Source organism: Sulfitobacter sp. HNIBRBA3233 (assembly GCF_040149665.1).
Lineage (GTDB): Bacteria > Pseudomonadota > Alphaproteobacteria > Rhodobacterales > Rhodobacteraceae > Sulfitobacter > Sulfitobacter marinivivus.
In genome coordinates this window covers 1860698-1885679 of the sequence record NZ_JBEFLP010000001.1, presented here as the reverse complement: position 1 = coordinate 1885679, position 24982 = coordinate 1860698, and the positions used below count along the sequence as shown (strand labels likewise).

The following is a 24982-nucleotide window of genomic DNA, read 5'->3' as shown; positions in this document are numbered from 1 at the left end:
TTTAACCGAATCACAACCGCGCGCGCAGCATTGTTCAGCTGGGTGAAAATGAGGTGGGTGTGATGACCTTTGATGTGCTGGGGCCTCCGGCTCTTGACTATTTGACGTGCCGGTATGGTACGTCCAAGTTGAACTTTCGTGGGCCCGAACGGCGGCTGGAAGGGCCCTATACCGCATTTCTGGGCGGTATGCTGACCTTCGGGCGCTTCATCGAACAGCCCTTTCCGCTGCTGGTTGAACATCTGACAGGATTTCCGTCGGTCAATTTCGGCCAGTGCCATGCGGGGCCGGATCTGTTCCATACGGATCCTGTTCTGACACAGGCGGCGCAGGGCGCGCGCGTGACGGTGATCGAGGTGCCGGGGGCGGTGAACTTCAGCAACCGTTTCTACAGCGTACATCCGCGCCGGAACGACCGTTTCCTGGCGGCGCATCCTGTGTTGCAGCGGCTGTATCCGGAGGTTGATTTTACCGCGGTCGCCTTCACGCAGCATCTGATTGCCACGCTGCAGCGGTGCGATCCGGGCCGGTTCGATGTGGTGCGCAAGCATCTGCAACGCGGGGGGCTGCGACGGATGGAGCATCTGTTGAAGCGGATCGACGGGCCTGTGGTCCTGCTGTGGCTGGCGGAGGCTGCGCCGCCGGTGCAATGCGTGGCCGGCCCGACCGCAGCGCCGCGTTTCGTGACGCGGGCCATGCTGGATGCGCTGGCGCCGCTCTATGTCGCGCGGGTGCATGTGCCCTTTGCCGAAACAGGCGGCGACGCGGAGCGGGAGGGCAAGCATTTCTCGCCGCTCGAAGAAGCAGCCGCCGCGCGGGTGCCGGGGCCGGAGCTGCACCGCCGTGTGGCGCGTGCGCTGCTGCCGGTTCTCGACATGCTGCCCTGACGGGGCGGCGGGTGGTGAAACGCGAAAGGCCCGCCGGAACCGGCGGGCCTTCGGTCGTTCTTCGGGGAAACCCTTGTCAGAGCTTTTCGGTCAGTTCTGGCACGGCTTCGAAGAGGTCGGCCACGAGGCCGTAATCCGCCACCTGGAAGATCGGGGCCTCTTCGTCCTTGTTGATCGCGACGATGATCTTGCTGTCTTTCATGCCCGCGAGGTGCTGGATCGCACCGGAGATGCCGACGGCGACATAGAGCTCGGGTGCGACGACCTTGCCGGTCTGGCCAACCTGCCAGTCGTTCGGGGCGTAGCCACTGTCGACAGCCGCGCGCGACGCGCCAACGGCGGCGCCGAGCTTGTCCGCGAGCTTCTCGATGAGGGCGAAATCCTCTTCCGAGCCGACACCGCGACCACCGGAGACGACAACGCCTGCGGAGGTGAGTTCGGGACGGTCGCTTTCGGCCAGCTTGTCCTCGACCCATGTGCTGAGACCGGGGTTTTCGGCAGCCGAAATGGTTTCGACCGAGGCGGAGCCGCCGTCGCCAGCCGCGTCAAAGGACGCACCGCGGAAGGTGATGACCTTCTTGGCGTCGGAAGATTTCACGGTCTGGATCGCGTTGCCCGCGTAGATCGGACGCTCGAACGTATCCGCGTCCACAACGCCGGAGGCGTCGGAGATCATCATCACGTCAAGCAGGGCCGCCACGCGGGGCATCACGTTCTTGGCGTCCGTGGTCGCGGGCGCCGTGATGTGGTCGTAGTCGCCAGCCAGCGACACGATCAGCGCCGCTGTGGATTCCGCCAGACGGTGGCCAAGGCTGTCGTCTTCGGCAACCAGAACCTTCGACACGCCGTCGATCTTCGCGGCGGCTTCACCCGCTGCGGCAGCAGAGCCGCCCGCGCAGAGCACGGTCACTTCGCCCAGCTGCTTGGCTGCGGTTACGGCCTTGGCGGTGGCGTCCATCGCCAGTTCGCCGTCATTGACTTCTGCAAGGAGTAGAACAGCCATTATACAACGCCCTTCTCTTTAAGTTTCGCCACCAGTTCGTCCACGGACTCAACCTTGATCCCGGCGGAGCGTTCCGGCGGCTCTTCGGTCTTGACGATTTCGAGACGGTTCTTCACCTCGACGCCGTAGTCGGCGGGTGTCTTTTCATCCAGCGGCTTTTTCTTCGCCTTCATGATGTTGGGCAGGGAGGCGTAGCGCGGTTCGTTCAGGCGCAGGTCCACGGTGACGACCGTCGGCATGGCGACCTCGATGGTTTGCAGACCGCCGTCAACCTCGCGGGTGACTTTCGCCTTGTCGCCGTCGATTTCCACTTCGGAGGCAAAGGTGGCCTGGCTCCAGCCCAGAAGGGCCGCCAGCATCTGGCCGGTCGCGTTCATGTCGTTGTCGATCGCCTGCTTGCCACAGATCACCAGACCGGGCTGTTCCTCTTCGACGACGGCCTTGAGGATTTTCGCAACGGTCAGCGGTTCGATGTCGTTGTGCACGTCGTCGGTGGCGACGATCAGGATCGCGCGGTCGGCACCCATGGCCAGAGCGGTGCGCAGGGTTTCCTGGCTTTGCTTGACGCCGATGGACACGACGACGACTTCATCGACCTGACCGGCCTCTTTCATGCGGATCGCCTGCTCGACGGAAATTTCGTCGAACGGGTTCATGGACATTTTCACGTTGGCGAGATCGACACCGGAACCGTCCGCTTTGACACGGACTTTCACGTTATAGTCGATCACGCGTTTGACAGGTACGAGCACCTTCATGAGCGTTTCTCTCCTTGTTTGCGACTCGGGGGAGACCCCCGGATCGTTGAATCTGCGCCCTGTCTACCGAAGCGTGACCGGCCAAAACAGGGAAAAATCGCCTTACGGCGGTCCGGACACGTCACGTAACAATAATCTTCGGGCGGAAATAGCAAGATTATTTCGTGACCAATTCACCCGCGGGCATCCCGGCCTTTGTGCGACGAGATGGCGCAGAGGCGCGAGCGGCCTAGCGGTTGGCGCCAGGCACCCAGAGCACGTCCTTGCGCCCACTGTCGTTTGCCATGCGTGCGGCCACGAAGAACCAGTCGCTCAACCGGTTAAGATAGCGCACGGCGGCGGCATTGACAGTTTCATTCAGGGCAAGTTCCGTGGCCAGCCGTTCGGCGCGGCGCGCGACGGTGCGGCAGACGTGCAGATGCGCGGACAGCTCGCTGCCACCGGGCAGGATAAAGCTGCGCAGCGGTTCGAGTTCGGCATTCATCAGGTCGATTTCGGCCTCCAGCCGGTCGACCTGCGCATCGGTCATGCGCAGGGGGGGATACTCCGCCTCGGCGTCCTTTTCCATGTCGGGGCGGCACAGATCGGCCCCCAGATCGAACAGGTCGTTCTGGATGCGCGACAGCGCGTCGTCGGTTTCCTTGGTGGCGTGCAGGCGCGCGACGCCGACAAAACAGTTCAACTCGTCCGCTGTGCCGTAGGCTTCGACGCGCACGTCGTGTTTGGCCACGCGTGCGCCGTTGCCCAGTGCGGTATCGCCCTTGTCGCCCGTGCGGGTGTAGATCTTGTTGAGAACGACCATCTGCTCAGCCCCTGATGAAAAAGACGTAGATTGCGATCAGGCAGACCGCGATGAACTGCGTGATCAGGCGCAGGCGCATCAGCTTGTTCGAATTCTCGCGATTGAACTTGCCGCCTTTGGCGAAGCCGCCCAGCCCGAACATGAGAACCACCACCACGGCAAGAACCGAAATGATGACGAGAATGAAAAACGCGTCGGCCATGTAATACTCCTGGGGTTGGCTGGGCCGCGATGTAGCGGTCCGAGCCGTGAGTGCAAATTCTTTATCTGCCAGCCAGCCTGTCGAGCGCCCTTGTGGACAGCATCCGCCGCAGCAGCCCCGCCGCATGCGTCGGTGTGGTGACGTAATAGCGCGGGCGCGGGCGGCGGCTTTCGACCGCGTGGACAAGTTTCTTTACGACAGCTTCGGGCGGCAGTTCAAACTTCGCCTTGTGATCGTTGTAGAGATGTTGCGCCAGTTGGGTCTCGTATTGCTCGGCGCGGGCCGAGTTTTCCCAATCGATCCAGCGTTCGAAATGGGCGATCGCGTTGTGGCGGAACCGGGTGGTGATCGGGCCGGGTTCGATCAGGATCGGCACCACGCCCGTGCCGCGCATTTCCAGCCTCAGCGTATCCGTGAGCCCCTCGAGGGCGAATTTCGTCGCCGTATAGGCACCGCGCCACGGGTAGGCGACAAGCCCCAGCACCGATGAGCATTGCACGATGCGCCCGTGGCCCTGATCGCGCATCACCGGGATCACCGCGCGGGTCAGTGTGTGCCAGCCAAAGAAATTCGCCTCGAAAATATCGCGCAGGGCCTCTGTCGGCAGATCCTCGACCGCGCCGGGAGTGGCATGTGCGCCATTGTTGAACAGCGCGTCCAGCCGCCCGCCCGTCGCTTCGAGCGTGTCCGCCAGACCGGTGATGATGCTGTCGGCGTCGGTGTAATCGATGCGCGGGCTTTCGAAGCCTTCGCTGCGCATGTTGGCGCAGTCAAGCTCCTGACGGCAGGAGGCGAAGACGCGCCAGCCGCGTGCCCGCAGCCCGTGTGCGGCGGCATAGCCGATACCCGAGGAACAGCCGGTGATGAGGATCGCACGTTCTGACATGAAAAAGGCCCCGAAGTTTCGAGGCCTCCCATGCGCGTTTTAGGCCGCTTTGGCAATCGGCCCGTGCAAATCAGCCCGATGTGAGCAGGAAATCGGCCATCCAGCCTTCTTCGCCGGTGTCGAGCGATTCCATCCGGACCCAGCCGTTGCCGTTGTCCTCGATCACGCGGACCTCGTCGCCGCGCGCAAGCTTGCCCACCACGCCGTAGTCGGTGGATGGCCCGCCGCGCACGTTGACCCGGTTGCCCGACACGATGCGCACATCCCCGACAGAGCCGTTCAGCGCGGTTTCGGTCCGTGGCGACGTGGCGATCAGGCTGGGCAGGATGATCTGCGGGGTTTCGGTGCTGTCGGTGATCGTGCCCGCGTTGAAGGTCGCCGGCTGCGCCTCCGGCGCGGTGGTCTGGGTGGCAGCGGGAGCAGCCTCGGTGACATTTGTCAGGTTCAGCGAGACGCGGGTCACTGCCGGTGTCTCGTCCGCAGTTGTGATCACGTTGGCATTGGGTCCGTCTGTTTCGGTCCGCGAAGGCGCGGCAGCGACTTGGACCGGTTCTGCCACGGGGGCAGGAGCCTCGGCGCGTGCGCTCGCGGGCTGGAAATCCTCTCCGCCGCTCATTTCGTAGAGGGCAAAGCCCAGAAATGCGAATGTCAGAACAATGAACGTTTTCATGAAAGAATACCCCGGCAGATCATTTGTAGTACAACGCTGTACCACACCCTTTTGTTTCAATACCAAATGCGGTGATTCCTTTTTAGGGGAAAAAGGAAGAAAGTTGACGCATCACATATCTGCCACAAACAGGACCGCGCCGCGCGTGATCGGGCATTCCGGTCCTTGTGGGGGCGCGGCGGCGGCGATATGCAGTCTGCATGGCTGATACGACCGATCCCGAAAGCACCGGCTTTGCCGATATGTCCGAACCCCTGCGCCGCGCGCTGGGCGACCGGTACCTGACCTATGCGCTGTCGACGATCATGCACCGCGCGCTGCCCGACGCGCGCGACGGGCTGAAGCCGGTCCACCGCCGGATTCTCTATGCGATGAACCGCTTGCGGCTGAATTCGACCGGCGGCTTTCTGAAATCCGCCAAGATCAGCGGCGACACGATGGGGGATTTCCACCCCCACGGCGATGCCGCGATCTATGATGCGATGGCGCGTCTGGCGCAGGATTTCAACGTCCGCTACCCGCTGGTCGACGGGCAGGGCAACTTCGGCAACATCGACGGCGATAACCCGGCGGCCAGCCGCTATACCGAGGCGCGGATGACCGCCGTGGCCGAGGCGCTGCTGGAGGGTCTGGGCGAGGATGTCGTGGATTTCCGCGACAACTATGACGGACGGCTGACCGAACCCGTGGTGCTGCCCGCGCAGTTCCCGAACCTGCTGGCGAATGGATCGTCCGGCATCGCGGTCGGCATGGCGACCAATATCCCGCCGCATAACATCGCCGAGCTGTGCGATGCCTGCATTCATCTGATCAAGAAACCCGACTGCTACGATGATACCTTGCTCAACTACGTACCCGGCCCTGATTTCCCCACCGGCGGCGTGATCGTCGAGCCGCCAGAGAACATCGCGACCGCTTACCGCACCGGCAAGGGCGGCTTCCGCCTGCGCGCGAAATGGGAGGTCGAGGATCTGGGCCGTGGCCAGTGGCAGATCGTCGTGACCGAAATCCCCTATCAGGTGCAGAAGTCCAAACTGATCGAGAAGATCGCCGAGGCCATCCAGACCAAGAAGATACCGGTTCTGGCGGATGTGCGCGACGAAAGCGCCGAAGACGTGCGCATGGTGCTAGAGCCGCGCTCGAAGAACGTGGATCCGGAGGTGATGATGAGCATGATGTTCCGCGCCACCGATCTGGAGGTGCGGTTCTCGCTGAACATGAACGTGCTGATCGACGGCGTCACGCCACGCGTCTGTTCGATGAAGGAGGTGCTGCGCGCCTTCCTCGACCACCGCCGCGATGTGCTGGTGCGCCGGTCGCGCCACCGGATGGCCAAGATCGACCACCGTCTGGAAGTGCTCGAAGGGTTCATCGTCGCCTTCCTGAACCTCGACCGCGTCATCGACATCATCCGTTACGACGACGATCCCAAGGCCGCGCTGATGCGCGAGGACTGGGGCCGCGACCACGTCCGCGCGATGGACGAAAAGGATTACGTCACGCCGCCCCCCGGCGACGGAGAGCTGAGCGAGACCCAGGCCGAGGCGATCCTGAACATGCGCCTGCGCAGTCTGCGCCGCCTCGAAGAACTGGAGCTTCTGCGCGAGCAGTCCGAGCTGATGGAAGAACGCGCGGGCCTCGAAGACCTGCTGGAAAGCGAGACGCTGCAGTGGGACAGCATCACCGACCAGTTGCGTGCCACGAAAAAGCAGTTCGGCAAGGACTATGCCGGTGGCGCGCGCCGCACCCTGATCGAGGAAGCCGCCGAGATCGAGGAAGTGCCGCTGGAGGCAATGATCGACCGCGAGCCGATCACGGTCGTCTGTTCCGAGATGGGCTGGATCCGCGCGATGAACGGCCATATCGACCTCGACCGCGAGTTGAAGTTCAAGGATGGCGATGGGCCGCGGTTCATATTCCACGCCCATACCACCGACCGCCTGCTGGTGTTCGGATCGAACGGGCGGTTCTACACGGTGTCTGCGGCCAACCTGCCGGGCGGGCGCGGCATGGGCGAGCCGCTGCGCCTGATGGTCGATCTGCCCAACGAGGCGCAGATCGTGTCGCTCTTCATCCACAACCCCGAGGGCAAACTGATCGTGGCGTCCTCGGCGGGGGACGGGTTTATCGTGCCGGAGGCCGAGGTGGTCGCGCAGACGCGCAGCGGCAAGCAGGTGCTGAACGTGCGCGGCGACACCCGCGCGCTGGTCTGCAAACCCGTCAGCGGTGACAGCGTGGCGACCGTGGGCGAGAACCGCAAGGTTCTGGTGTTCGGTCTGGACGAATTGCCGGAAATGGGCCGCGGCAAGGGCGTGCGGCTGCAGAAATACAAGGACGGCGGGCTGTCTGACGTGACGACCTTTACCCGTGCCGACGGGCTCAGCTGGCTCGACCCGGCAGGGCGCACGCGCACCGAGACCGATCTGGCGGAATGGACCGGCAAGCGGGCGTCGGCGGGCCGTATGGCACCACGGGGCTTCCCGCGTGACAACGTCTTTACCTGAAACGGCTCCGGCGGTCGGCGCACCGCCGCGACTGCCCGAACACGGGCTTGATGTCTGGTTTGTCGGCAACCGCTCGGCGCTGTTCTGGCTGGCGATCAAGACCGGCTTCTGGACGATCCTGACGCTCGGCTTCTACCGTTTCTGGATGAAAACACGCCTGCGCCGGTGGTACTGGTCCGCGATCCGCCCCGGCGGTCACGCGATGGAATATACCGGCGATCCGTGGGAAAAGCTGCTGGGGTTTTTCATCGCCGTGGTGATCCTGACATTCTACATCGGGCTGGTGAACCTCGTGCTGATGTTCGTCAGCTTCTCGGTCTTCCAAAGCGCCTCTCTGGGGTACATGGCCAGCTTTCTGGGTGTGATTCCGCTGTGGTTTTTCGCGCAGTACCGCGCGCGGCGCTACGTGCTGGCGCGCACCCGCTGGCGCGGCGTGCGCTTCGGGCTGGAGCCGGGGGCGTGGGGGTACGCGTGGCGCGCGATGATCCACTGGCTGGTGACGATCTGTTCGCTGGGTATCCTGTGGCCGCGCATGACCTTCTGGCTGGAAAAATACAAGACCGACCGCACCGTGTTCGGCTCCGCGCGTCTGGTGCAGGAGGGGCGGTGGTGGATGCTCTACCGTGCGGCGCGGCCCTTCATCGCAGGTGTTGGCCTGCTGGTCCTCTGGGCGGCGTGGGTTCTGTGGTTCAGGCCCGTGATACCGCTGGCGGGGGACGGGCTGTCGGATCTTTTCACCAACATCGGGGCGGTGGTCGATTTCCGGTTCATACCCGGTGACTGGGACCGCCCCGCGCGCCTGTTCCTTGTCCTGCCGATTGCCGTGCTGCTGATCTACGGCGCGGTGCACTACCGGTTTGTCAGCAAGCGCATACTGGCCAATCACAAGGTGGCGGACGGGGTGCGCCTGAGCTCGGAGTTGAACGGCCTGCGGGTGTCGGTGATCTATGCGGTGGGCACGACGATCGCCTATACGATCCTGTTTTTCGGTGTGGTCGCCCTGGTCCTGCTGGCCCTTGGCCTGCTGGGGCCGGACGCCTTTCTGGAGGCGCAGATCGGCACGGCGGACCCGCTGGGGGCGCTGCCGCGCTGGCTGTCTGTCGGCTTGCTCGGGTTTGCCTACCTCAGCGTTTTCCTGTTGTGGAGCGTGCTGCATCAGGTCTTTGTCACCTTCCCGCTGATGCGCCATATGGCAATCACGCTGGCGCTGGTGAATGTGGCGGGGCTGGCGCAGGTCAGCCAACGCGCCCGCGATGAATTCGCCGAGGCAGAAGGCTTTGCCGAGGCGCTGGATCTGGGGGCTGCCATATGACCCTGCCCCCCGATCCGCCACCGCACCAGCCGCCGCCGGTGCCTGTGCAGGCCCGCGTCCATGACGCGACCTATTTCGACGGCGACGCGCCGCTGCCCCGCTCGGTGCTGCTGCGGGTGGATGTGCCTGCCGGAGCGCTCGTTATCGCGCGCGCGGGGGCGGCGGATGTGGTCTGGCCCCTGTTGGAAATCCGGGCGGTCGAGGACGTGGCGGGCCGCGACCGGATGATCCTGCGCTGGACCGCCGATCCGCTGGCGCGGCTGCACCTGCACGATGCCGACATCACGCGCCATATGCCGAACCTGCGCCGCCCCGCACCGCCGAAAGGCCGGCGGCGGCTGGCCGGCTGGGCCGTGGCGGCGGTGGCGGCGGTCAGCCTCCAGATCGGCTTTCTGATCCCCGCGCTGGCCGACCGTCTGGCGGTCTTTGTGCCCCCCGCCGGCGAGCGCGCATTGGGCGAGGCGACCTTCGAGCAGATCCGGCAGGCGCTTGCCGGATCGGCCTTGCCCCCGCTGGCGACCTGCCAGAACGAAGAGGGCCTTGCCGCGCTCGACGCGATGCTGGCCACGCTGGGGGCAGGGGGCGCTACGGATACCGAATTGTCGGTTTTCGTTCTGGATCACGAGATGGTCAACGCCTTCGCGCTGCCCGGCGGGTTCGTGGTGTTCTTTCGCGGCCTGATCGACGCCGCCGAAAGCCCCAACGAGGTCGCCGCGGTGATGGCGCACGAACTGGGCCATGTGGTGAACCGCGATCCGACCCGGCACGCGCTGCGCTCGGCGGGGTCCATCGGGATACTGGGGCTGATGTTCGGCGATTTCGCGGGCGGTGCGGTGGTGCTGTTTCTGACCGAACGCCTGATCAGCGCGAAATACGCGCAGGGCGCCGAGGCGGGCGCGGATGTCTTCGCCTACGGCGCGCTTGAACGCGCGGGCGTGTCCCCTGCCGCGCTGGGCGACATGTTCGAGCGGTTGCGCAACAGATACGGCGATACCGAAGGCGTCGTGTCCCATTTCGTCAGCCACCCGACACTGACCAGCCGGATCGCCGCCGCGCGCGCCGCTGCCGATCCGCAGGCGGACTACGGCGATATCCTGACAGACGCGCAATGGCGGGCGCTGAAATCGGTCTGCGACTAGGGGCTAGACCGGCGTTGCGGTCATCCACACGCCGCCCTCGGGGCGCAGGGTGAGGATCATCTTCGGTTCGGGCGTGCGGCCGCGTACCGCGTCAAAGCGAAAGCGCGACAGCAGCGTGGCAAGGATGATGACCGCCTCCTGAAGGGCGAAGGACGCGCCGATGCAGACGCGCGGGCCATCCCCGAACGGCAGATAGGCGAAACGGTCGATGCGGCTGCGCTCGGCAAAGCGGGAGGGGTCGAACCGGTCGGGATCGTTCCAGAGGGCACGGTGACGGCCCAGTGCGTAAACGGGGATCATCACCGTCTCGCCGGGCCGTATGCGCGTGCCGCAGAGCGTGTCATCGGCCCTTGCGGTCCGCGACAGCAATCCCCCCGCTGGGTAGAGGCGCAGCGTCTCGTCGATGATCTGCCGGACCAGCGGCAGCGCCTCTAGATCGTCCGCCGTGGCGGTACGGCCCCCCAGCGCCGCCTGCGCCTCGGCCCGCGCGCGGGCTTGGGTTTCGGTGTCGAACCCCATCAGATAAAGCGCCCAGGCCAGCGTCTGGGCCGTTGTTTCATGCCCGGCCACAATGAAGGTCAGCAGGTTGTCGCGCAGCTCGGGCGTGGTCATCGCGCGGCCCGATTTGGGGTCTTCGGCGGCCAGCAGGTGGTCCAGAAGGTCCGGCACCTGCCGTGGCCCCCGTGCGTGGCGGCGGGCAATCGCTTCATCTGCCGCGCGTTTCGTCTGGTCGAGTTGACTGATCGAGGCCGCGCGCCCGGCACGCGGCAGCCAGTCGGGCAGGCCCAGCACGTCCAGCACGCTGATCTTGCCCGCCGCGTTGATGTATTCGTCGATGGCCCGGTGCACGGCGGCGCGGTCCAGCGTGTCGTCTTCGGAAAAAGTGACGTCTGCGATCACGTCGAAGGTGGTTGCGACCATCTCGTCGGCCATGTTGACCGCGCGCGGTCCCGCCTGCGCGATACGGTCGCAACAGGCGGCGGCGGCCGCGCTCATCACCGGGCCGAGGTCGCGGATGGCGCGGTGTGCAAAGGCCGGGGCAGCCGCACGCCGTTGCCAGCGCCAATGGCTGCCTTCGGCGATGAAAAGCGATTCGCCAATGGCGGGGGACAGCAGCGATTTGGTGACGTCCGACTTGGGATAGCTGTCCAGCCGTTCGATCAGCACGCGGCGGATCGATTTCGGCTCCATCACCATATGCCAGCGCTTGCCGGTGCGTCCGGTGACGATGGGCTCTTCCAGCGCTGCGGCGGGAATGATCGACAGGATGTTGTCGCGCGCCAGCGAGATGCTGCGCAGCAGGCCCGGATCACGCGTTAGCAGCGGCACACGGACGGGAAAAGAGGGGCTCTTGATGCTCACACCCTAAAAGATAGATCGCAGGCGGGGCATCGCAAACTTTCGCGTGCCGCCATCCGCGCGTTGCGCGGCGGACGGCCATGGGATACCCAAACAGGCAGGATACAGCCGAAGGGTGCCCGAGCATGTGGAAGAAAACCGTAGCGGCGATGCTGCTTCTAGGACTGCTGACAGCCTGTAACGGGGCGTCCGACCTCGATGATCCGGCAGTGCCGCTGGGCGATTTCAAGCTGGGCCACAATATTGTCGTCACACCCAAGACGCAGAAAGTCCCGCTGGGGCGCGAGTTGGACAAGGCGCTGATGGAGCGGATGCTGAAAGAGGCCGTCGACGAGCGTTTCGCACGCTACGAGGGGACCGGGCTCTATCATTTCGGCATTTCGATCGAGAGCTATTTCCTTGCACCGCCCGGTGTGCCGGTGGTCGCTGCGCCGAAATCGGCAATGATCATCCGCCTGTCGGTCTGGGATGATGCGAAGAACAAGAAGCTGACCGAGAAGGCGCACCAGCTCACCGTGATCGAGTCGCTCGACCAGGGGCCGCTTGTCGGATCGGGCTATACGAAGTCCGCCGAAGAGCAGTTCAAGAACCTCAGCCAGAACGCCGTGAAACAGATCGAAACCTATCTGGTCAGGCGCAACGAGGAAGAGGGCTGGTTCGGCAGCGCGCCCGTTGCAACCGCGACGGAAGAAGAGCCTGCTGCCGTCGAAGGGTGAGCGGGCGCGCAAATAGCGTTGCTTGCGCAAGACGCGCTTGATTTCGCCCGCCAGACCAACTATGCCGCGCGCCATATGGAATCCGGGCCTGCACAGGGTCCTCATGAATTTGGAAGGGCGCCCCCATGGCAAAATCAAAGTTTGAACGCACGAAACCGCACGTAAACATCGGCACGATCGGTCACGTTGACCACGGCAAGACGACGCTGACGGCGGCGATCACGAAGTACTTCGGCGACTTCCGTGCCTACGACCAGATCGACGGCGCGCCCGAAGAGAAAGCGCGCGGGATCACGATCTCGACCGCGCACGTGGAATACGAGACCGAGAGCCGTCACTACGCGCACGTCGACTGCCCCGGCCACGCGGACTATGTGAAGAACATGATCACCGGTGCGGCGCAGATGGACGGCGCGATCCTGGTTGTGAACGCGGCCGACGGCCCGATGCCCCAGACGCGCGAGCACATCCTGCTCGGCCGTCAGGTCGGCATTCCCTACATGGTCGTCTACATGAACAAGGTTGACCAGGTTGACGACGAAGAGCTGCTGGAACTCGTCGAAATGGAAATCCGCGAGCTGCTGTCCTCCTACGAGTACCCCGGCGACGACATTCCGATCATCCCCGGCTCCGCTCTGGCGGCGATGAACGGCACCGATCCGGAGATCGGCGAAGAGTCGATCCGCAAGCTGATGGCCGCCGTTGACGAATACATCCCGACGCCCGCGCGCGCCGTGGACCAGCCGTTCCTGATGCCGGTCGAGGACGTGTTCTCGATTTCGGGTCGTGGTACGGTTGTGACCGGCCGTGTCGAGCGTGGCGTTGTGAACGTCGGCGACGAACTGGAAATCGTGGGCATCCGCGACACCAAGAAGACGACCTGCACAGGCGTCGAGATGTTCCGCAAGCTGCTGGACCGCGGTGAAGCGGGCGACAACGTGGGCGTTCTGCTGCGCGGTATCGAGCGTGACGGCGTCGAGCGCGGTCAGGTTCTGTGCAAGCCGAAGTCGGTGAACCCGCACACGAAGTTCGAGGCCGAGGCCTACATCCTGACGAAGGAAGAGGGTGGCCGTCACACGCCGTTCTTCGCGAACTACCGTCCGCAGTTCTACTTCCGGACAACAGACGTCACCGGCACGGTCCAGCTGCCCGAGGGCACTGAAATGGTCATGCCCGGCGACAACCTGAAGTTCGACGTCGAGCTGATCGCACCGATCGCGATGGAGCAGGGCCTGCGCTTCGCGATCCGCGAAGGCGGCCGCACCGTCGGCGCGGGCGTGGTGTCGAAGATCACGGAATAAGCCGCTCTTCCCGCGCGACGGCGCCTTGCTGCAAGCAAGGCTGCGAAAGCGCAGGAAGACAAACCGGTTGCAACAAACAAGGGCCGCCCCGCAGGGGGCGGCCCTTGGCATTTGCGGCGCGCGCAGAACGCAATGGGAGATACCGAAGGCGCATGGCCTCCGACAGGCAATGATCACGCGCCACGGCAAAGGGATCCCCGCCGCGCCGCGCGGCGTCACAAGCAGGACGTGTTCTTGCGCCCCGCGCGTGCTATATGGGGCTTATGGCTCAGGTTCATTCGATTATTCGCAGTTTACTCTTGGTCGCCGCGCTGGTGATGCCTGCCGCGCTCTGTGCGCAAGGGATCGACCGTTTCGCGGGCGATTACGCAGGTTCAGCCGATTTCATCTACGACGGTGAAATGCAGCGGCGCGATATGAGCACCACCATCGAGCCGACCAAGCAGGGTTTCGTGCTGACGTGGACCTCGGTCAGCTACAAGGCCGAAGGCCGGACCAAGGCGAAGACCTATAGGATCGAATTCGTGCCGTCGGCACGCGAAAACATCTACCAGTCCGCGATGAAGCAGAATCTTTTCGGCAAGGAAGTCCCGCTGGATCCCTTGCAGGGAGAGCCCTTTGTCTGGGCGCGTCTGGAGGGGGATACCCTGTCTGTCTTCTCTCTTTTCATCAACGAGACCGGGGAATACGAAATCCAGGAATTCCACCGCATATTGGTCGACGAAGGGCTGGCTCTGCGGTTCCTGCGTATCCATAACGGCGCGCCTGAAAAAGAGATCACGACCCTTTTGCGCAAGCAGGATTGAGCGGGCGGCGGAACTGGCCCCTGATCTGTCTGACTTCAGGCCCGTGCCTTTGATTATCTGACGGGATCCGCGCCGGTCAGGTCCAGCCCGTGGGCAAGACAGCACGCGGCATGGGCCTGCGCCATCGCGGCGTGATCGGGATGCGCCGTGCCCAGATTGCGCTGCTGCCACCAGTCCTGTTCCAGATCGTAAAGCTCGGTCGTGCCGTCGCGGTACCGGATGAAACGGTAATTGCCCTTGCGGATCGCCGATCCGTGGTGGTTGAACGTGGGCACCGCGCGGTCGGGGTCCTGCGCCGTGCCGTCCACCATCGGCCGCAGCGAGCGGCCGAAACAGTCCTCCGGCGGCGGCAATCCGGCGTAGTCCAGCACCGTTGGCCCCGCATCGAGCAGGGCCACCGGATCGTTCACCACCTGCGGTCTGCGCAGGTCCGGATCGTAGATGATCATCGGCACGCGGCAGGTCTGCTCGTAGAGTGTGGATTTTCCGAAACGCTGGTTTTCGCCCAGATGGTGGCCGTGGTCGGTCAGGATCACCACCACCGTGTTGTCGGCGTGAGGCGAAGCCATCAGCGCGTCCCACACGGTTCCGAGATGATGATCCCCGTGGGTGAAGGCCGAGTAGTAGTTGCGCACGCTCTTGCGCCAGTGCCGTGTGTTCTGGGTCTTGAAATTCAGGCGCACGTTCTTGTCGGCAAAGGCACTGCGATCGAAGCCCTCCGCCCATTCCGCCGGGTAATCGAATTCCTTGAACGGATACATCTGCTTGTAGGGCAGCGGCGTGATGAAGGGGCTGTGCGGGCTGAAGAAGCCGACCTCGCGGTAGAAGGGCGCGTCGCCATCGTAGTCCTCCAGAAACTTCACGAAGGATTTGGCGCTGTGCGCGTCGTGGTAATAGCCGTCGTCCTTGGGGTTGGTGGTCGATATGCCTTCGCCGTTTCCGCCACTGCGCGATTGTTCGAATTCCTCGCGCAGCTTGAGGTCGATCCGGAAATGTTTGCGCTTGTCGGAATAGAGGACGCTGTGGATCTTTTCGGGAAGCGGCCTGAACCCGTGGTGGACCTTGCCCCCCGAGGAACAGAAATACCCGTCGTCCTTCAGCCGCACCTGCCACATGTCCTGCGGCTGCACGACGTCGTAGATTTTCTTGCGGTTGTCGTAGACGCCGGTCTGCGGGGGCGTCTTGCCCGACATGAAACTGGCGCGGGACGGGCCGCACAGGGGCGACTGGCAATAGGCGGCGTGAAACGCGGTCGATTGTGCACAGATCCGGTCGAGATTCGGGGTTTGCAGGCGCAGACCGAACACATCGCGGTAGTGCCAGTAAGAAAACGCATCATCAAAGCTGATCAGGACGATGTTCTTGCGGTCTTTGGTCATGGGTATTCGGGGTCCACGCTGTCGCAGGTCGGAAGGGTGCAGGGTGTTTCTAGTGGCTGTCCCCCCCCCGCGCGAGGAAAAACTGCTTGGAAAATCAATGCGGCATCGCCCGCCCGCCGTCCGTGCGCGCAAGTGCCGTGATTGAGTCGTTTTCGCAATAGTCGGGGAAAATGTCGGATTGCTGCCACGAAACCGCTTGGTTCGGTGGCGGGTTTGCTGCCACGCTTTCGGCCAACCTGCTACAGCGCGCGACCCGCGCCCGGAAACGCGGCAGGACAGTCAGAGGCAGCGTTCGGGACGTCACTCCATGCATATGATCTACCAGACACGGTATTCCTTTTTCCATCCGTCTCCGGGATGGCGGTCCGAGGCGAGCAAGGAAAAGAAGGCGCTGTTTGACAGCAAAAGGCTCGCGCGGCGCGAATATTTCTTTGAAAAGGTGACGCTGCGGTCACTGGCGGACCAGACCGATCAGGACTTTGTGCTGAATGTTCTGGCCTCCGAGGATATGCCGAAGAAGTACAAGACCCGCCTGACGGATCTGTGCAAGGACAGTCTGGGCGAGCGCGCGCATGTCATCTTTGGCGCCGCAGAGGCGCCGCCGCGCGTGCATTTCCGGAACTATCGCTGGGAGTATCACGCAAAGGACCCGTGGAGCTGCCAGATCGTTCTCGACGACGACGACGCGCTTGCCATGGATTTCAACGAGAAACTGAAGGTCGAGGCCTTCGGCGTGAAGAACATGCGCGCACGGGGCGAAAAATTCGGGTGCATTTCCTTTGCGAACGGGCTGACGGCGCTGTTTCGCGATGGCAAGCTGGAGCTTCACCGGCTGACCAAGCCTGCGATCAACCTTGGCCTCGCGATCGTCGCGCCGAGCAAAACCAAGTACAACCTCTTTGACATCTCGCACAACAACGTGCCGCGTGACCGTCCGACGCGGGTGATCTATTCGCAGTCGCCCTATTACATCCGGTCGCTGCACGACGATAACGACAGCCGTGGCCGGTATCAGGACGATGCCGTTTCGGCGGAAGAGCTGGATGGGATGATCCAGTATTTTCCCCTGCTCAAGGATCTGATCGCGGAGTGGAACGGGGCGGAACCGGCCCCGATCAAGCCGGCCGCCGCGCCGCGCACCAAGACAGCGACCCGCAAGAAGCCTGCAAAGACCCTGACAGCAGAGTAGGAAAGCGAGGCGGTTTGCGCCCCGATTCTGCGCCTTCGGACCACGGCACCCATGCCATGCGGTCCGAAAATCCATCCGTTTGCCTAAAAATAATGCGTGTTCTGCCGCGTCGCGGCAGAGCGTGAATAAAGCTGACGAAAGCAAGCAATTTCAATGCGCCTTGTGCGGATGCAAGTGCAGCACAAACCCGAATGTATACCATGGTCTACCGTTAACCTATTAAAATTACTTGATTTTTTATCGTTCCGTCCAAACTCTGAAGGCATAGAGGGAGGCACGTTATGGATCAGATCAACCTATCCGCATGGATCGACCGCAGTGAAATCACCACCGGCGGTGTGGATGCTGGCATGGCGGCCATGGCGCACGCCGTGCTGGGCCAGCCCGAGACGCAGGCACCCCGCGCGGGCGATCGCCTGCCGCAGTTGTGGCACTGGTTCGGCTTTGCGCCTGTCACACCGATGGCGGGGCTGGGCGCGGACGGCCACCCGCGTCGCGGCGGGCTGCTGCCGCCCGTGCGTCTGAACCGCCGGATGTGGGCAGGCGGCGCGCTGGAGTTTCTTGCGCCGTTGCATGTGGGCGAACGGCTGACGCGCGAGACGCGGATCCTGAACATCTCGGAGAAGCGCGGTGCGGCGGGCGACATGGTGTTCGTGACGCTGGAGCATGACATCAGCGGCGCGCAGGGGCTGGCCGTGCGCGAGCGTCAGGATATCGTTTATCTGGACATCCCCGACAGGTTCAGGGCGCCCAAGCCCATCGCGCCGCCGCAGGCCGAGATCAGCCAGACGGTCGAGGTTTCGCCCCCGCTGCTGTTCCGCTACTCGGCGATCACCTTCAATGCGCACCGCATCCATTATGATCTGCCCTACACCCGGGAGGTCGAACACTATCCCGATCTGGTGGTTCACGGACCTTTGCAGGCCAATCTGCTGATGGATCTGGCGACACGCGAACGCGGACGGGCCCCTTCCATGTTCTCGTTCCGCGGGGTGCATCCGGTCTTTGCCTCCGACCGGCTGACGCTTGCGGCACAGAAAACCGGCGATGCGGAATGGTCGCTTTGTACAATCGCGGACGGCAGCCATCAGGGCATGCAGGCCAGCGCCATATGGGAGATCTGATGTGACACATATTCTCAAGGGAATGCGGGTGGTCGAAGGGTCCGCTTTTGTCGCGGTGCCGCTGGCGGGAATGACGCTGGCGCAGATGGGCGCGGATGTGATCCGCTTCGACCGGATCGAGGGGGGGCTGGACGCGGGCCGCTGGCCCTTGGCGCCAACGGGGGAAAGCCTGTTCTGGGCCGGATTGAACAAGGGCAAGCGGTCGGTCGCGGTCGACATGAAATCCGAGGAGGGCCGCGAACTGGTGACGCGCATCGTGACGGCGCCGGGCGAGGACGCGGGCCTGTTCCTGACCAACCTGCGGGTCCGTGGCTGGATGGATTACGACACGCTGCGGCAGTTTCGAAGTGACCTGATCACGGTCACGCTGACGGGGGACCGGCACGGTCGCCCGCAGGTGGATTATACCGTCAATCCCGCGCTTGGTGTGCCGGATATCACCGGCCCCGAAGGACACGACGAACCGGTCGCCAATGCCGTGCCGGCGTGGGACCTGATCGCGGGCAACCTGTGCGTGTCGTCACTGCTCGCCGCCGAACGGCACCGGCTGCGCCACGGCACCGGGCAGGAGGTCGAACTCGCGCTCAAGGACGTCGCGGCGGCCGCCATGGGGCATCTGGGCTTGATCGGCGATGCGGTGCTGAACGAGGAGGAGCGCCAGAAATCGGGCAACGCGCTGTATGGCGCCTACGGGCAGGATTTCGAATGCGCCGACGGCGAGCGTGTCATGGTGATCGGTCTGACGGGGCGGCAATGGTCCGGTCTGGTGAAAGCCACGGGCACCGCCAACGCCATGGCACATCTGGAGACGCGGACCGGCGCATCGCTGCGCGACGAGGGCACCCGCTGGCGTGTGCGGCACGAGATCACCGCGATCCTGAAGCCGTGGTTCGCCGTCCGCGCGGTGAGCGAGATCGCCCCGCTTTTCGACAAGATGGGCCTGACGTGGTCGCAATTCCGCACGATCCGTCGGGCGGTTGCCGAAGATCCGGACCTGTCGAGCGCGAACCCGATGTTCCGCACGCTCGAGCAGCCGGGAATCGGGCAGTATCCGGTCCCGGGCGCGCCGATGACCTTCTCGAGCGGGCCGCGCAAGGCGCCTGTGGCGGCCCCGCGACTGGGCGCGCATACCGAAGAGGTCTTGGGTGATGTTGTCGGCATGACCGACACGGAAATTGCGCAGCTCTTCGATCGCGGGATCGTGCAGTCGCCCGATTTCGTCAGGCCACGTACCGCCGCCTGATCGGGGCGCTCATAGAAAAACCCCCGCACGCGGCGGGGGTTTGGGGGTCATTCTTTCAGATGCGCGTATGCGTTCACGCGGCTTCTTTGTTGATGCCGCCTTCGGTCGCGATATGCGTCATGCGACGGTCGCCGTCGTAGGTTTCGTCGAGCATGCGCTGAAGCACTGCCGCGTCCTCGCCCAGTCCCAGACGGTTGGCAAAGGCCACAAGGCAGCCGTAACCGGCGAGCGCGTAGTGGACCATGCGCTGGTACTGCGTGATGATCATCGCGTCGCGCGCGTCGTTGTCGCTGAAGGACTGTTCGATTCCGTGGGAACGCGCCTCGCGTGCGAGACCTTCCATGCCCTTGCAATGCTCGCCATCGGGGTCGATGTCGTGCTTGGCGCATAGGGACTTCAGCTCGTCGATGCCGGCGCTGATGCCGTTCGCTCCGGCGATCAGGGCCTCGCTGAGTTCCTTGTCCTCTGCCGCGCGGCCCAGTTCGGTCGTGGCGTCAAGCGATTGCTTGCATGCGCTGTAGAGATCCTGAAGCTGGTCTTTGTAAACGTCTTGGAGCGTATTGAGTGTCATATCGATCCCTTTCTTATATCTGTGTCACTGGTTCAACGTCCGACACCTGTTAGCGTTCCGATGAATCCTGTCGGTCAAAACCTTCGGGACGGGCGCAAACGCTCTTGATCCCGCACGCGATCAAGGCTAGTGACACGGCGGCGTAGGGGTTTAGCTCAGTTGGTAGAGCATCGGTCTCCAAAACCGAGGGTCGTGGGTTCGAGTCCCTCAGCCCCTGCCAGATTTCCGGAAATATTGGATCGTTTGCGCGCTTGCTGTTCGCAGTCGCGGGATAATCGCGCGTCTGAGCGGCCATTGCCCTCGCGGGCGAAATTCTGACGCATTTCGGTCATGGTTTCTCCACGCTCCAGCCCCAAAGGCCACCTAGGCCGAGATTTCCTGAACAGCGCTATGGTGTTACTTCATGACTTCTGCCTCGACCTCCGTTTCCGAAAACCAGACAACCGGGTCCGATGTTTCGGACGAAGGGCTGGACGCTGAATCGCTGGCCGCGATCCGGTCGCTGATCGCGGAGGAGCCCGCACTTGCCGAAGCACCGCCCTCGCGACGCCGCAGCGAAGTCGAAGACACCGCCCCGCCCGAACCCGCTCCGGCCCCGCAGCCCGCGCCGCGCAAGCGGACCAAGGCCGATGCGTTGCCAGTGCTGGAAGAGGCCGTCAACGATACACCGGAATATCTGGACGAGCGGGACAGCAAGCCCTCGCGCCGTCGCGGTCTGCGGCTGCCCCGGCTCGGCCTGCGCCGGAAGGCCCGCGGTGCCGAGGACGTCGCCTATGACAGCTATGCCGAGCCCGCCGCGGTGACGCCCCCGCGCCGCGCGCAGCCACAGGCCACGGAGGAGGGCGCGAGCGCACGGGCGAAGGCGGCCGTTCTCGGCTACCGTCCGACCCCGCGCCATATCGCGCTTGCGGCGCTCGTGCTTCTTGTGGTGATGCGCCCGTGGCTGGTTGTCGGGCTGTTGTTTCTGTTCGCTTTCATCATGACAGGTATCTTCCTGATCCTCGGTTTTGACGGGTTCTGGCACGGCGTGGTCAAGCTGGTGCGCTGGTACGGCCGCCGCCGGCCAAGCCGCGCCGCCGTGCTTCACCGCCGTATCGATACCTTCGCGATGAAATGGGATGCCGTGCTCGACCGCTTTCCCGAAGGGACTGTAGATGGTCTTTACCTGCCCGACATCGGGCAGATCGAAGCCGCCAACAAACGCCATGACGAGGCGGTCGCGCGGCGGCTGGAAGGGCTGCGTCAGGGCAACGCCTGAGCGCGTACGGATCAGCAGTCTTGAAAGACCTGTCCCGAGCGGATAGATGCGGGGCAACCGACAGCAACGGGATCAGTTCCATGGCCACCACCAATCCGCTTCAGTTCATCCAGCAGGTCCGTGCCGAAGTGGCGAAGGTCGTCTGGCCAACCCGCCGCGAAGTCATGTTGACGACCGTGATGGTGTTCATCCTTGCGGCATTGACGGCGGTGTTTTTCGCGCTTGTCGATATCGTGATCCGGACCGGCCTGCAGTACGTTCTCAACGTCTTCGGCTGACAGCATCGCGGCGCGTTCGGGCGCTGCACGAATTTCCCCTCGAAGGCTTGATTCCCGAAGGTACGTGGGCTAGTCCGCAGGCCTGACCAACGGCATGGCGTGCGGCGATTCGAGTTGCGCGCCGATTTTTTGTCGCTGGCGGGCAGGGGCATCGCCCCGCAAATCAGGTTTCTGCGGACTGATGTCCGCGCAAGACAAGGGCGGAAAGTTCATATGGCAAAACGGTGGTATTCGGTCAGCGTCCTGTCGAACTTCGAGAAGAAGATCGCCGAGCAGATCCGCACATCCGTGGCCGAGCAGGAGCTCGAAGACCAGATTGACGAAGTGCTGGTGCCGACCGAAGAGGTGATCGAGGTGCGGCGCGGCAAGAAGGTCACGACCGAGCGTCGTTTCATGCCGGGCTACGTGCTGGTGCACATGGAGATGTCGGACAAGGGCTACCACCTGATCAACTCGATCAACCGCGTCACCGGTTTTCTGGGCCCGCAGGGTCGCCCGATGCCGATGCGCGATGCCGAAGTCCAGGCGATCCTGGGTCGCGTGCAGGAGGGCGAAGAGACGCCACGCACGCTGATCCATTTCGAAGTGGGCGAGAAGGTCAAAGTGGCCGACGGCCCGTTCGAGGATTTCGACGGCATGGTCGAGGAAGTCGACGAGGACAACCAGAAGCTCAAGGTCATGGTTTCGATCTTCGGGCGCGAAACACCGGTTGAGCTGGACTTCACGCAGGTCAACAAGCAGGGCTGAGGCCCCGCAGGCGTCCGTCGGCGCCACGAGAGACACCCGCGCCGGTGGCGCGAGCGTATGAAGGGCGACAGGCCCTTTATCGGGGCAGCGCCCCATCATTGTGGGAGGCGAGGATGCCGCGGCATCCGAACCGGACCACGCAACGAAAAGCCTGAGGGACGCGTCCCGAAGGCGTTGAAAGGAGAAGGCCAATGGCCAAGAAACTCGTCGGTACGATGAAGTTGCAGATCAAGGCGGGGCAAGCCAACCCATCCCCGCCAGTCGGCCCTGCGCTGGGTCAGCGCGGCATCAACATCATGGAATTCTGCAAGGCGTTCAACGCCAAGACAGCGGATATGGAGCCCGGTGCCCCATGCCCGACCGTCATCAGCTACTTCCAGGACAAGTCCTTTACCATGGACATCAAGACGCCACCTGCGTCCTACTACCTGAAGAAAGCCGCCAAGGTGAACTCGGGCGCGAAGACACCGTCGCGTGAGACAGTCGGCACCGTCACCACCAAGCAGCTGCGCGAGATCGCGGAGGCGAAAGCCGCCGACCTGAGCGCGAACGACGTGGAAGCGGCAATGAAGATCATCCTGGGCTCCGCACGGTCCATGGGCATCGAGGTAAAGTAAGATGGCAAAACTTGGAAAACGCAGCCGCGCCGCGCGCGAAGCATTCGTCGGCAAGGAAGACCTGACCGTTGAAGAGGCGATTTCGCTGATCAAGGGCAATGCGAACGCGAAGTTCGACGAGACCGTCGAAATCGCGATGAACCTCGGTATCGACCCGCGCCACGCAGACCAGATGGTCCGCGGCGTAGTCGGCCTGCCAAACGGCACAGGCAAGGACGTCCGCGTCGCTGTCTTCGCCCGTGGCGCGAAAGCCGAAGAAGCACAGGCAGCGGGCGCGGACATCGTCGGTGCCGAAGACCTGATGGAAACGGTTCAGTCGGGCAAGATCGACTTTGACCGCTGCATCGCGACACCGGACATGATGCCTATCGTGGGCCGTCTGGGTAAGGTTCTCGGCCCCCGGAACCTGATGCCGAACCCCAAGGTCGGCACAGTGACCATGGATGTCGAAGCTGCCGTGAAAGCCGCCAAAGGCGGTGAAGTGCAGTTCAAAGCCGAAAAAGGCGGTGTCGTGCACGCCGGCGTTGGCAAAGCGTCCTTCGACGAAGCCAAGCTGATCGAGAACGTGCGCGCCTTCGTCGGTGCCGTGGCCAAGGCAAAGCCTGCCGGTGCCAAGGGGACCTACATGAAGAAGATCGCACTGAGCTCGACAATGGGCCCCGGTGTGACCGTCTCTGTGGACAACGCGGTTACCGAATAAGACAACGGTTCGCAGTATTGCGTGCCAGCAGGGCGTCCCGTGACCGGGGCGCCCTTTTCCGTTCCCCGTCCGCGGTTTTCGCGTGGCGGCGGGGTGGCGGGGCATCGCGCCGTGGCGCGCGAAATCCGTTGCTTTCCGCCGCCGTCTCGGGATAGAATTTGTAGTGGGACCAAGGCCATTTTACCCGGATGGCCTTTTTGCGGTTGGCATTCCGCCGCATTCACTCTAATCCAACACTTGCAATCAAGCGTGCGATTCGTCGTGCGCTTTTTGCACTTCGTCCGAGATGGCCGGTGGTTTGGGGAACCATTCCATAAATCCTGCCTGAGACGGGGAATTCACGACTTTTCAGAGCTTCGCTCTCGGATGGTCTTGGGAAGGACCCGTATGGACCCGCTGTCAGGCAACTCTGCCTGACGAAACGAGCCCGGAGGGATATCCCCTCCGTAACTTTGGAGTGAAACTGTGGATAGAGCACAAAAAGAACAGCTGGTCGACGAACTCGGCCAGATCTTTGAAAGCTCTGGCGTTGTCGTGGTTAGCCACTACACCGGTCTGACAGTTGCCGAAATGCAGGACCTTCGTGCGCGCGCTCGCGCTGCGGGCGGGGCCGTGCGTGTTGCCAAAAACCGGCTCGCCAAGATCGCCCTTGAGGGCAAGCCATGCGCAAGCATTGCTGACCTTCTGACGGGTATGACCGTTCTGACCTATTCTGAGGATCCAGTGGCCGCGGCCAAGGTTGCTCAGGACTTCTCCAAGGATAACCCCAAGCTGGTGATCCTCGGTGGTGCAATGGGTGAGAACGCGTTGGACGTCGCCGGTGTAGAAGCCGTGTCCAAGATGCCTTCGCGCGAGGAGCTTATCTCCACGATCGCGGGCATGCTGGGCGCACCTGCTTCGAACATTGCCGGCGCGATTGGCGCACCTGCAAGCAACATCGCATCCATCCTGTCCACGATCGAGGACAAGGCTGCGTAAGCAACATCTACGTCAAACCGGCGTTCGGGTTGAACCGACACGTTGGAACACACATATCGTTAACGGAAAGAGCTAAACATGGCTGATCTGAAGAAACTGGCAGAAGAGATCGTTGGTCTGACCCTGCTTGAAGCACAAGAACTGAAAACAATCCTGAAGGACGAATACGGCATCGAGCCCGCCGCTGGCGGCGCAGTGATGATGGCCGGTCCTGCGGACGGCGGCGGCGCTGCCGAAGAAGAGAAGACAGAATTCGACGTCGTTCTGAAGAACGCCGGCGCATCCAAGATCAACGTGATCAAGGAAGTCCGCGGCATCACAGGTCTCGGCCTGAAAGAAGCCAAAGACCTGGTCGAAGCCGGTGGCAAGATCAAAGAAGGCGTCGACAAAGCCGAAGCAGAAGACATCAAAGGCAAGCTGGAAGCAGCTGGCGCGGAAGTCGAGCTGGCCTAAGCCTCTCTTGTGGGCAGACGCTCACACGTAAAAATGGCTGGACGGGGTGAAAACCCTGTCCAGCCTAACCTGTCTTGAAAGGCACTCCTGCGATCCGAGT

26 protein-coding genes and 1 tRNA gene are annotated in these 24982 nt (G+C 63.3%); 18 read left to right on the top strand and 9 right to left on the bottom strand.

From position 1 onward, the window contains the following. Positions 1–62: 62 nt before the first annotated feature. Positions 63–887: a DUF6473 family protein gene (locus tag ABMC89_RS09185; protein ID WP_349567424.1), complete on the top strand. Its 825-nt coding sequence runs from the start codon at positions 63–65 to the stop codon at positions 885–887. Between the two features lie 76 nt (positions 888–963). On the opposite strand, the gene ABMC89_RS09180 is transcribed toward ABMC89_RS09185, so the two are convergent. The 6 genes from ABMC89_RS09180 to ABMC89_RS09155 form a co-directional block, all read right to left on the bottom strand. Next, on the bottom strand, positions 964–1890 hold the full coding sequence (locus ABMC89_RS09180; protein ID WP_349567422.1) for an electron transfer flavoprotein subunit alpha/FixB family protein: 927 nt from the start codon (positions 1888–1890) through the stop codon (positions 964–966). Continuing rightward, a complete protein-coding gene (locus ABMC89_RS09175; RefSeq protein ID WP_349567420.1) occupies positions 1890–2648 on the bottom strand; it encodes an electron transfer flavoprotein subunit beta/FixA family protein in 759 nt (252 codons plus the stop codon). Before ABMC89_RS09175 ends, ABMC89_RS09180 begins: the two co-directional genes overlap by 1 nt. A 229-nt stretch (positions 2649–2877) precedes the next feature. Continuing rightward, a complete protein-coding gene (locus ABMC89_RS09170) occupies positions 2878–3450 on the bottom strand; it encodes a cob(I)yrinic acid a,c-diamide adenosyltransferase (RefSeq protein ID WP_349567418.1) in 573 nt (190 codons plus the stop codon). A 4-nt stretch (positions 3451–3454) separates the two neighbouring features. Continuing rightward, positions 3455–3652, bottom strand: coding sequence for a twin transmembrane helix small protein (locus tag ABMC89_RS09165; protein ID WP_349567416.1), 198 nt, complete (start codon positions 3650–3652; stop codon positions 3455–3457). A 61-nt stretch (positions 3653–3713) separates the two neighbouring features. Next, on the bottom strand, positions 3714–4538 hold the full coding sequence (locus ABMC89_RS09160) for an SDR family oxidoreductase (protein ID WP_349567414.1): 825 nt from the start codon (positions 4536–4538) through the stop codon (positions 3714–3716). 70 nt (positions 4539–4608) lie between these two features. Beyond that, a complete protein-coding gene (locus ABMC89_RS09155; RefSeq protein WP_349567412.1) occupies positions 4609–5208 on the bottom strand; it encodes an SH3 domain-containing protein in 600 nt (199 codons plus the stop codon). A 200-nt stretch (positions 5209–5408) separates the two neighbouring features. On the opposite strand from ABMC89_RS09155, the gene ABMC89_RS09150 reads away from it, so the two are divergent. From ABMC89_RS09150 to ABMC89_RS09140, 3 genes are all read left to right on the top strand, one after another. Beyond that, complete coding sequence (locus tag ABMC89_RS09150; RefSeq protein WP_349567410.1) at positions 5409–7712, top strand: DNA topoisomerase IV subunit A; 2304 nt, start codon at positions 5409–5411, stop codon at positions 7710–7712. 79 nt (positions 7713–7791) lie between these two features. After that, the gene (locus ABMC89_RS09145; RefSeq protein ID WP_439655660.1) at positions 7792–9024 is read left to right on the top strand and encodes a DUF898 family protein; all 1233 of its coding nucleotides are present in this window, start codon (positions 7792–7794) and stop codon (positions 9022–9024) included. Further along, positions 9021–10163 (top strand): M48 family metallopeptidase, encoded by a 1143-nt coding sequence (locus ABMC89_RS09140; protein WP_349567406.1) that lies wholly within the window; start codon positions 9021–9023, stop codon positions 10161–10163. Before ABMC89_RS09145 ends, ABMC89_RS09140 begins: the two co-directional genes overlap by 4 nt. Before the next feature lie 3 nt (positions 10164–10166). Here ABMC89_RS09140 and ABMC89_RS09135 read toward each other — a convergent pair whose 3' ends face one another. Further along, the gene (locus ABMC89_RS09135; protein ID WP_349567404.1) at positions 10167–11525 is read right to left on the bottom strand and encodes a cytochrome P450; all 1359 of its coding nucleotides are present in this window, start codon (positions 11523–11525) and stop codon (positions 10167–10169) included. A gap of 122 nt (positions 11526–11647) precedes the next feature. Between ABMC89_RS09135 and ABMC89_RS09130 the strand changes: the two genes are divergently transcribed. The 3 genes from ABMC89_RS09130 (at position 11648) to ABMC89_RS09120 (ending at position 14345) form a co-directional block, all read left to right on the top strand. Next, a complete protein-coding gene (locus tag ABMC89_RS09130; protein WP_349567402.1) occupies positions 11648–12238 on the top strand; it encodes a hypothetical protein in 591 nt (196 codons plus the stop codon). Between the two features lie 125 nt (positions 12239–12363). Then, complete coding sequence (tuf, locus tag ABMC89_RS09125) at positions 12364–13539, top strand: elongation factor Tu (protein WP_349567360.1); 1176 nt, start codon at positions 12364–12366, stop codon at positions 13537–13539. A 263-nt stretch (positions 13540–13802) separates the two neighbouring features. Next, a complete protein-coding gene (locus tag ABMC89_RS09120) occupies positions 13803–14345 on the top strand; it encodes a hypothetical protein (protein WP_349567400.1) in 543 nt (180 codons plus the stop codon). A 53-nt stretch (positions 14346–14398) separates the two neighbouring features. Here the strand turns inward: ABMC89_RS09120 and ABMC89_RS09115 are convergent, their stop codons facing one another. Further along, a complete protein-coding gene (locus tag ABMC89_RS09115; RefSeq protein WP_349567398.1) occupies positions 14399–15724 on the bottom strand; it encodes a sulfatase-like hydrolase/transferase in 1326 nt (441 codons plus the stop codon). Between the two features lie 307 nt (positions 15725–16031). Between ABMC89_RS09115 and ABMC89_RS09110 the strand changes: the two genes are divergently transcribed. From ABMC89_RS09110 to ABMC89_RS09100, 3 genes are all read left to right on the top strand, one after another. Continuing rightward, on the top strand, positions 16032–16913 hold the full coding sequence (locus ABMC89_RS09110) for a glycosyltransferase (RefSeq protein WP_349567396.1): 882 nt from the start codon (positions 16032–16034) through the stop codon (positions 16911–16913). Between the two features lie 281 nt (positions 16914–17194). Beyond that, positions 17195–18037 (top strand): HTD2 family dehydratase, encoded by an 843-nt coding sequence (locus ABMC89_RS09105; RefSeq protein ID WP_349567394.1) that lies wholly within the window; start codon positions 17195–17197, stop codon positions 18035–18037. Position 18038: 1 nt separating this feature from the next. Continuing rightward, complete coding sequence (locus ABMC89_RS09100) at positions 18039–19280, top strand: CoA transferase (protein WP_349567392.1); 1242 nt, start codon at positions 18039–18041, stop codon at positions 19278–19280. 73 nt (positions 19281–19353) lie between these two features. Here the strand turns inward: ABMC89_RS09100 and ABMC89_RS09095 are convergent, their stop codons facing one another. After that, positions 19354–19851 carry a DUF892 family protein gene (locus ABMC89_RS09095; protein ID WP_349567390.1) on the bottom strand — a complete coding sequence of 166 codons (498 nt, stop codon included), beginning with the start codon at positions 19849–19851 and terminating at the stop codon, positions 19354–19356. A 144-nt stretch (positions 19852–19995) separates the two neighbouring features. Between ABMC89_RS09095 and ABMC89_RS09090 the strand changes: the two genes are divergently transcribed. The 8 genes from ABMC89_RS09090 (at position 19996) to rplL (ending at position 24882) form a co-directional block, all read left to right on the top strand. After that, positions 19996–20071, top strand: a tRNA-Trp gene (locus tag ABMC89_RS09090). Positions 20072–20254: 183 nt separating this feature from the next. Continuing rightward, a complete protein-coding gene (locus ABMC89_RS09085) occupies positions 20255–21109 on the top strand; it encodes a hypothetical protein (protein WP_349567388.1) in 855 nt (284 codons plus the stop codon). Between the two features lie 80 nt (positions 21110–21189). Beyond that, positions 21190–21387, top strand: a complete 198-nt coding sequence (gene secE, locus ABMC89_RS09080; protein ID WP_349567386.1) for a preprotein translocase subunit SecE — start codon at positions 21190–21192, stop codon at positions 21385–21387. Between the two features lie 213 nt (positions 21388–21600). After that, on the top strand, positions 21601–22134 hold the full coding sequence (nusG, locus tag ABMC89_RS09075) for a transcription termination/antitermination protein NusG (RefSeq protein WP_349567384.1): 534 nt from the start codon (positions 21601–21603) through the stop codon (positions 22132–22134). A gap of 191 nt (positions 22135–22325) precedes the next feature. Further along, positions 22326–22751 (top strand): 50S ribosomal protein L11, encoded by a 426-nt coding sequence (gene rplK / locus ABMC89_RS09070; protein WP_349567382.1) that lies wholly within the window; start codon positions 22326–22328, stop codon positions 22749–22751. Between the two features lies 1 nt (position 22752). After that, the gene (gene rplA, locus ABMC89_RS09065; RefSeq protein ID WP_349567380.1) at positions 22753–23451 is read left to right on the top strand and encodes a 50S ribosomal protein L1; all 699 of its coding nucleotides are present in this window, start codon (positions 22753–22755) and stop codon (positions 23449–23451) included. A 465-nt stretch (positions 23452–23916) separates the two neighbouring features. Beyond that, entirely contained in the window at positions 23917–24429 is a 513-nt protein-coding gene (gene rplJ / locus ABMC89_RS09060) for a 50S ribosomal protein L10 (protein WP_349567378.1), read from the top strand. A gap of 78 nt (positions 24430–24507) precedes the next feature. Further along, a complete protein-coding gene (gene rplL / locus ABMC89_RS09055; RefSeq protein WP_152464494.1) occupies positions 24508–24882 on the top strand; it encodes a 50S ribosomal protein L7/L12 in 375 nt (124 codons plus the stop codon). Positions 24883–24982 lie beyond the last annotated feature (100 nt).

Coding starts and splice junctions, on each gene's coding strand:
- ABMC89_RS09185 (WP_349567424.1), top strand. CDS start 63: ATGACCTTTGATGTGCTGGGGCCTCCGGCTCTTGACTATTTGACGTGC.
- ABMC89_RS09180 (WP_349567422.1), bottom strand. CDS start 1,890: ATGGCTGTTCTACTCCTTGCAGAAGTCAATGACGGCGAACTGGCGATG.
- ABMC89_RS09175 (WP_349567420.1), bottom strand. CDS start 2,648: ATGAAGGTGCTCGTACCTGTCAAACGCGTGATCGACTATAACGTGAAA.
- ABMC89_RS09170 (WP_349567418.1), bottom strand. CDS start 3,450: ATGGTCGTTCTCAACAAGATCTACACCCGCACGGGCGACAAGGGCGAT.
- ABMC89_RS09165 (WP_349567416.1), bottom strand. CDS start 3,652: ATGGCCGACGCGTTTTTCATTCTCGTCATCATTTCGGTTCTTGCCGTG.
- ABMC89_RS09160 (WP_349567414.1), bottom strand. CDS start 4,538: ATGTCAGAACGTGCGATCCTCATCACCGGCTGTTCCTCGGGTATCGGC.
- ABMC89_RS09155 (WP_349567412.1), bottom strand. CDS start 5,208: ATGAAAACGTTCATTGTTCTGACATTCGCATTTCTGGGCTTTGCCCTC.
- ABMC89_RS09150 (WP_349567410.1), top strand. CDS start 5,409: ATGGCTGATACGACCGATCCCGAAAGCACCGGCTTTGCCGATATGTCC.
- ABMC89_RS09140 (WP_349567406.1), top strand. CDS start 9,021: ATGACCCTGCCCCCCGATCCGCCACCGCACCAGCCGCCGCCGGTGCCT.
- ABMC89_RS09130 (WP_349567402.1), top strand. CDS start 11,648: ATGTGGAAGAAAACCGTAGCGGCGATGCTGCTTCTAGGACTGCTGACA.
- tuf (WP_349567360.1), top strand. CDS start 12,364: ATGGCAAAATCAAAGTTTGAACGCACGAAACCGCACGTAAACATCGGC.
- ABMC89_RS09120 (WP_349567400.1), top strand. CDS start 13,803: ATGGCTCAGGTTCATTCGATTATTCGCAGTTTACTCTTGGTCGCCGCG.
- ABMC89_RS09115 (WP_349567398.1), bottom strand. CDS start 15,724: ATGACCAAAGACCGCAAGAACATCGTCCTGATCAGCTTTGATGATGCG.
- ABMC89_RS09110 (WP_349567396.1), top strand. CDS start 16,032: ATGCATATGATCTACCAGACACGGTATTCCTTTTTCCATCCGTCTCCG.
- ABMC89_RS09105 (WP_349567394.1), top strand. CDS start 17,195: ATGGATCAGATCAACCTATCCGCATGGATCGACCGCAGTGAAATCACC.
- ABMC89_RS09095 (WP_349567390.1), bottom strand. CDS start 19,851: ATGACACTCAATACGCTCCAAGACGTTTACAAAGACCAGCTTCAGGAT.
- ABMC89_RS09085 (WP_349567388.1), top strand. CDS start 20,255: ATGACTTCTGCCTCGACCTCCGTTTCCGAAAACCAGACAACCGGGTCC.
- secE (WP_349567386.1), top strand. CDS start 21,190: ATGGCCACCACCAATCCGCTTCAGTTCATCCAGCAGGTCCGTGCCGAA.
- nusG (WP_349567384.1), top strand. CDS start 21,601: ATGGCAAAACGGTGGTATTCGGTCAGCGTCCTGTCGAACTTCGAGAAG.
- rplK (WP_349567382.1), top strand. CDS start 22,326: ATGGCCAAGAAACTCGTCGGTACGATGAAGTTGCAGATCAAGGCGGGG.
- rplA (WP_349567380.1), top strand. CDS start 22,753: ATGGCAAAACTTGGAAAACGCAGCCGCGCCGCGCGCGAAGCATTCGTC.
- rplL (WP_152464494.1), top strand. CDS start 24,508: ATGGCTGATCTGAAGAAACTGGCAGAAGAGATCGTTGGTCTGACCCTG.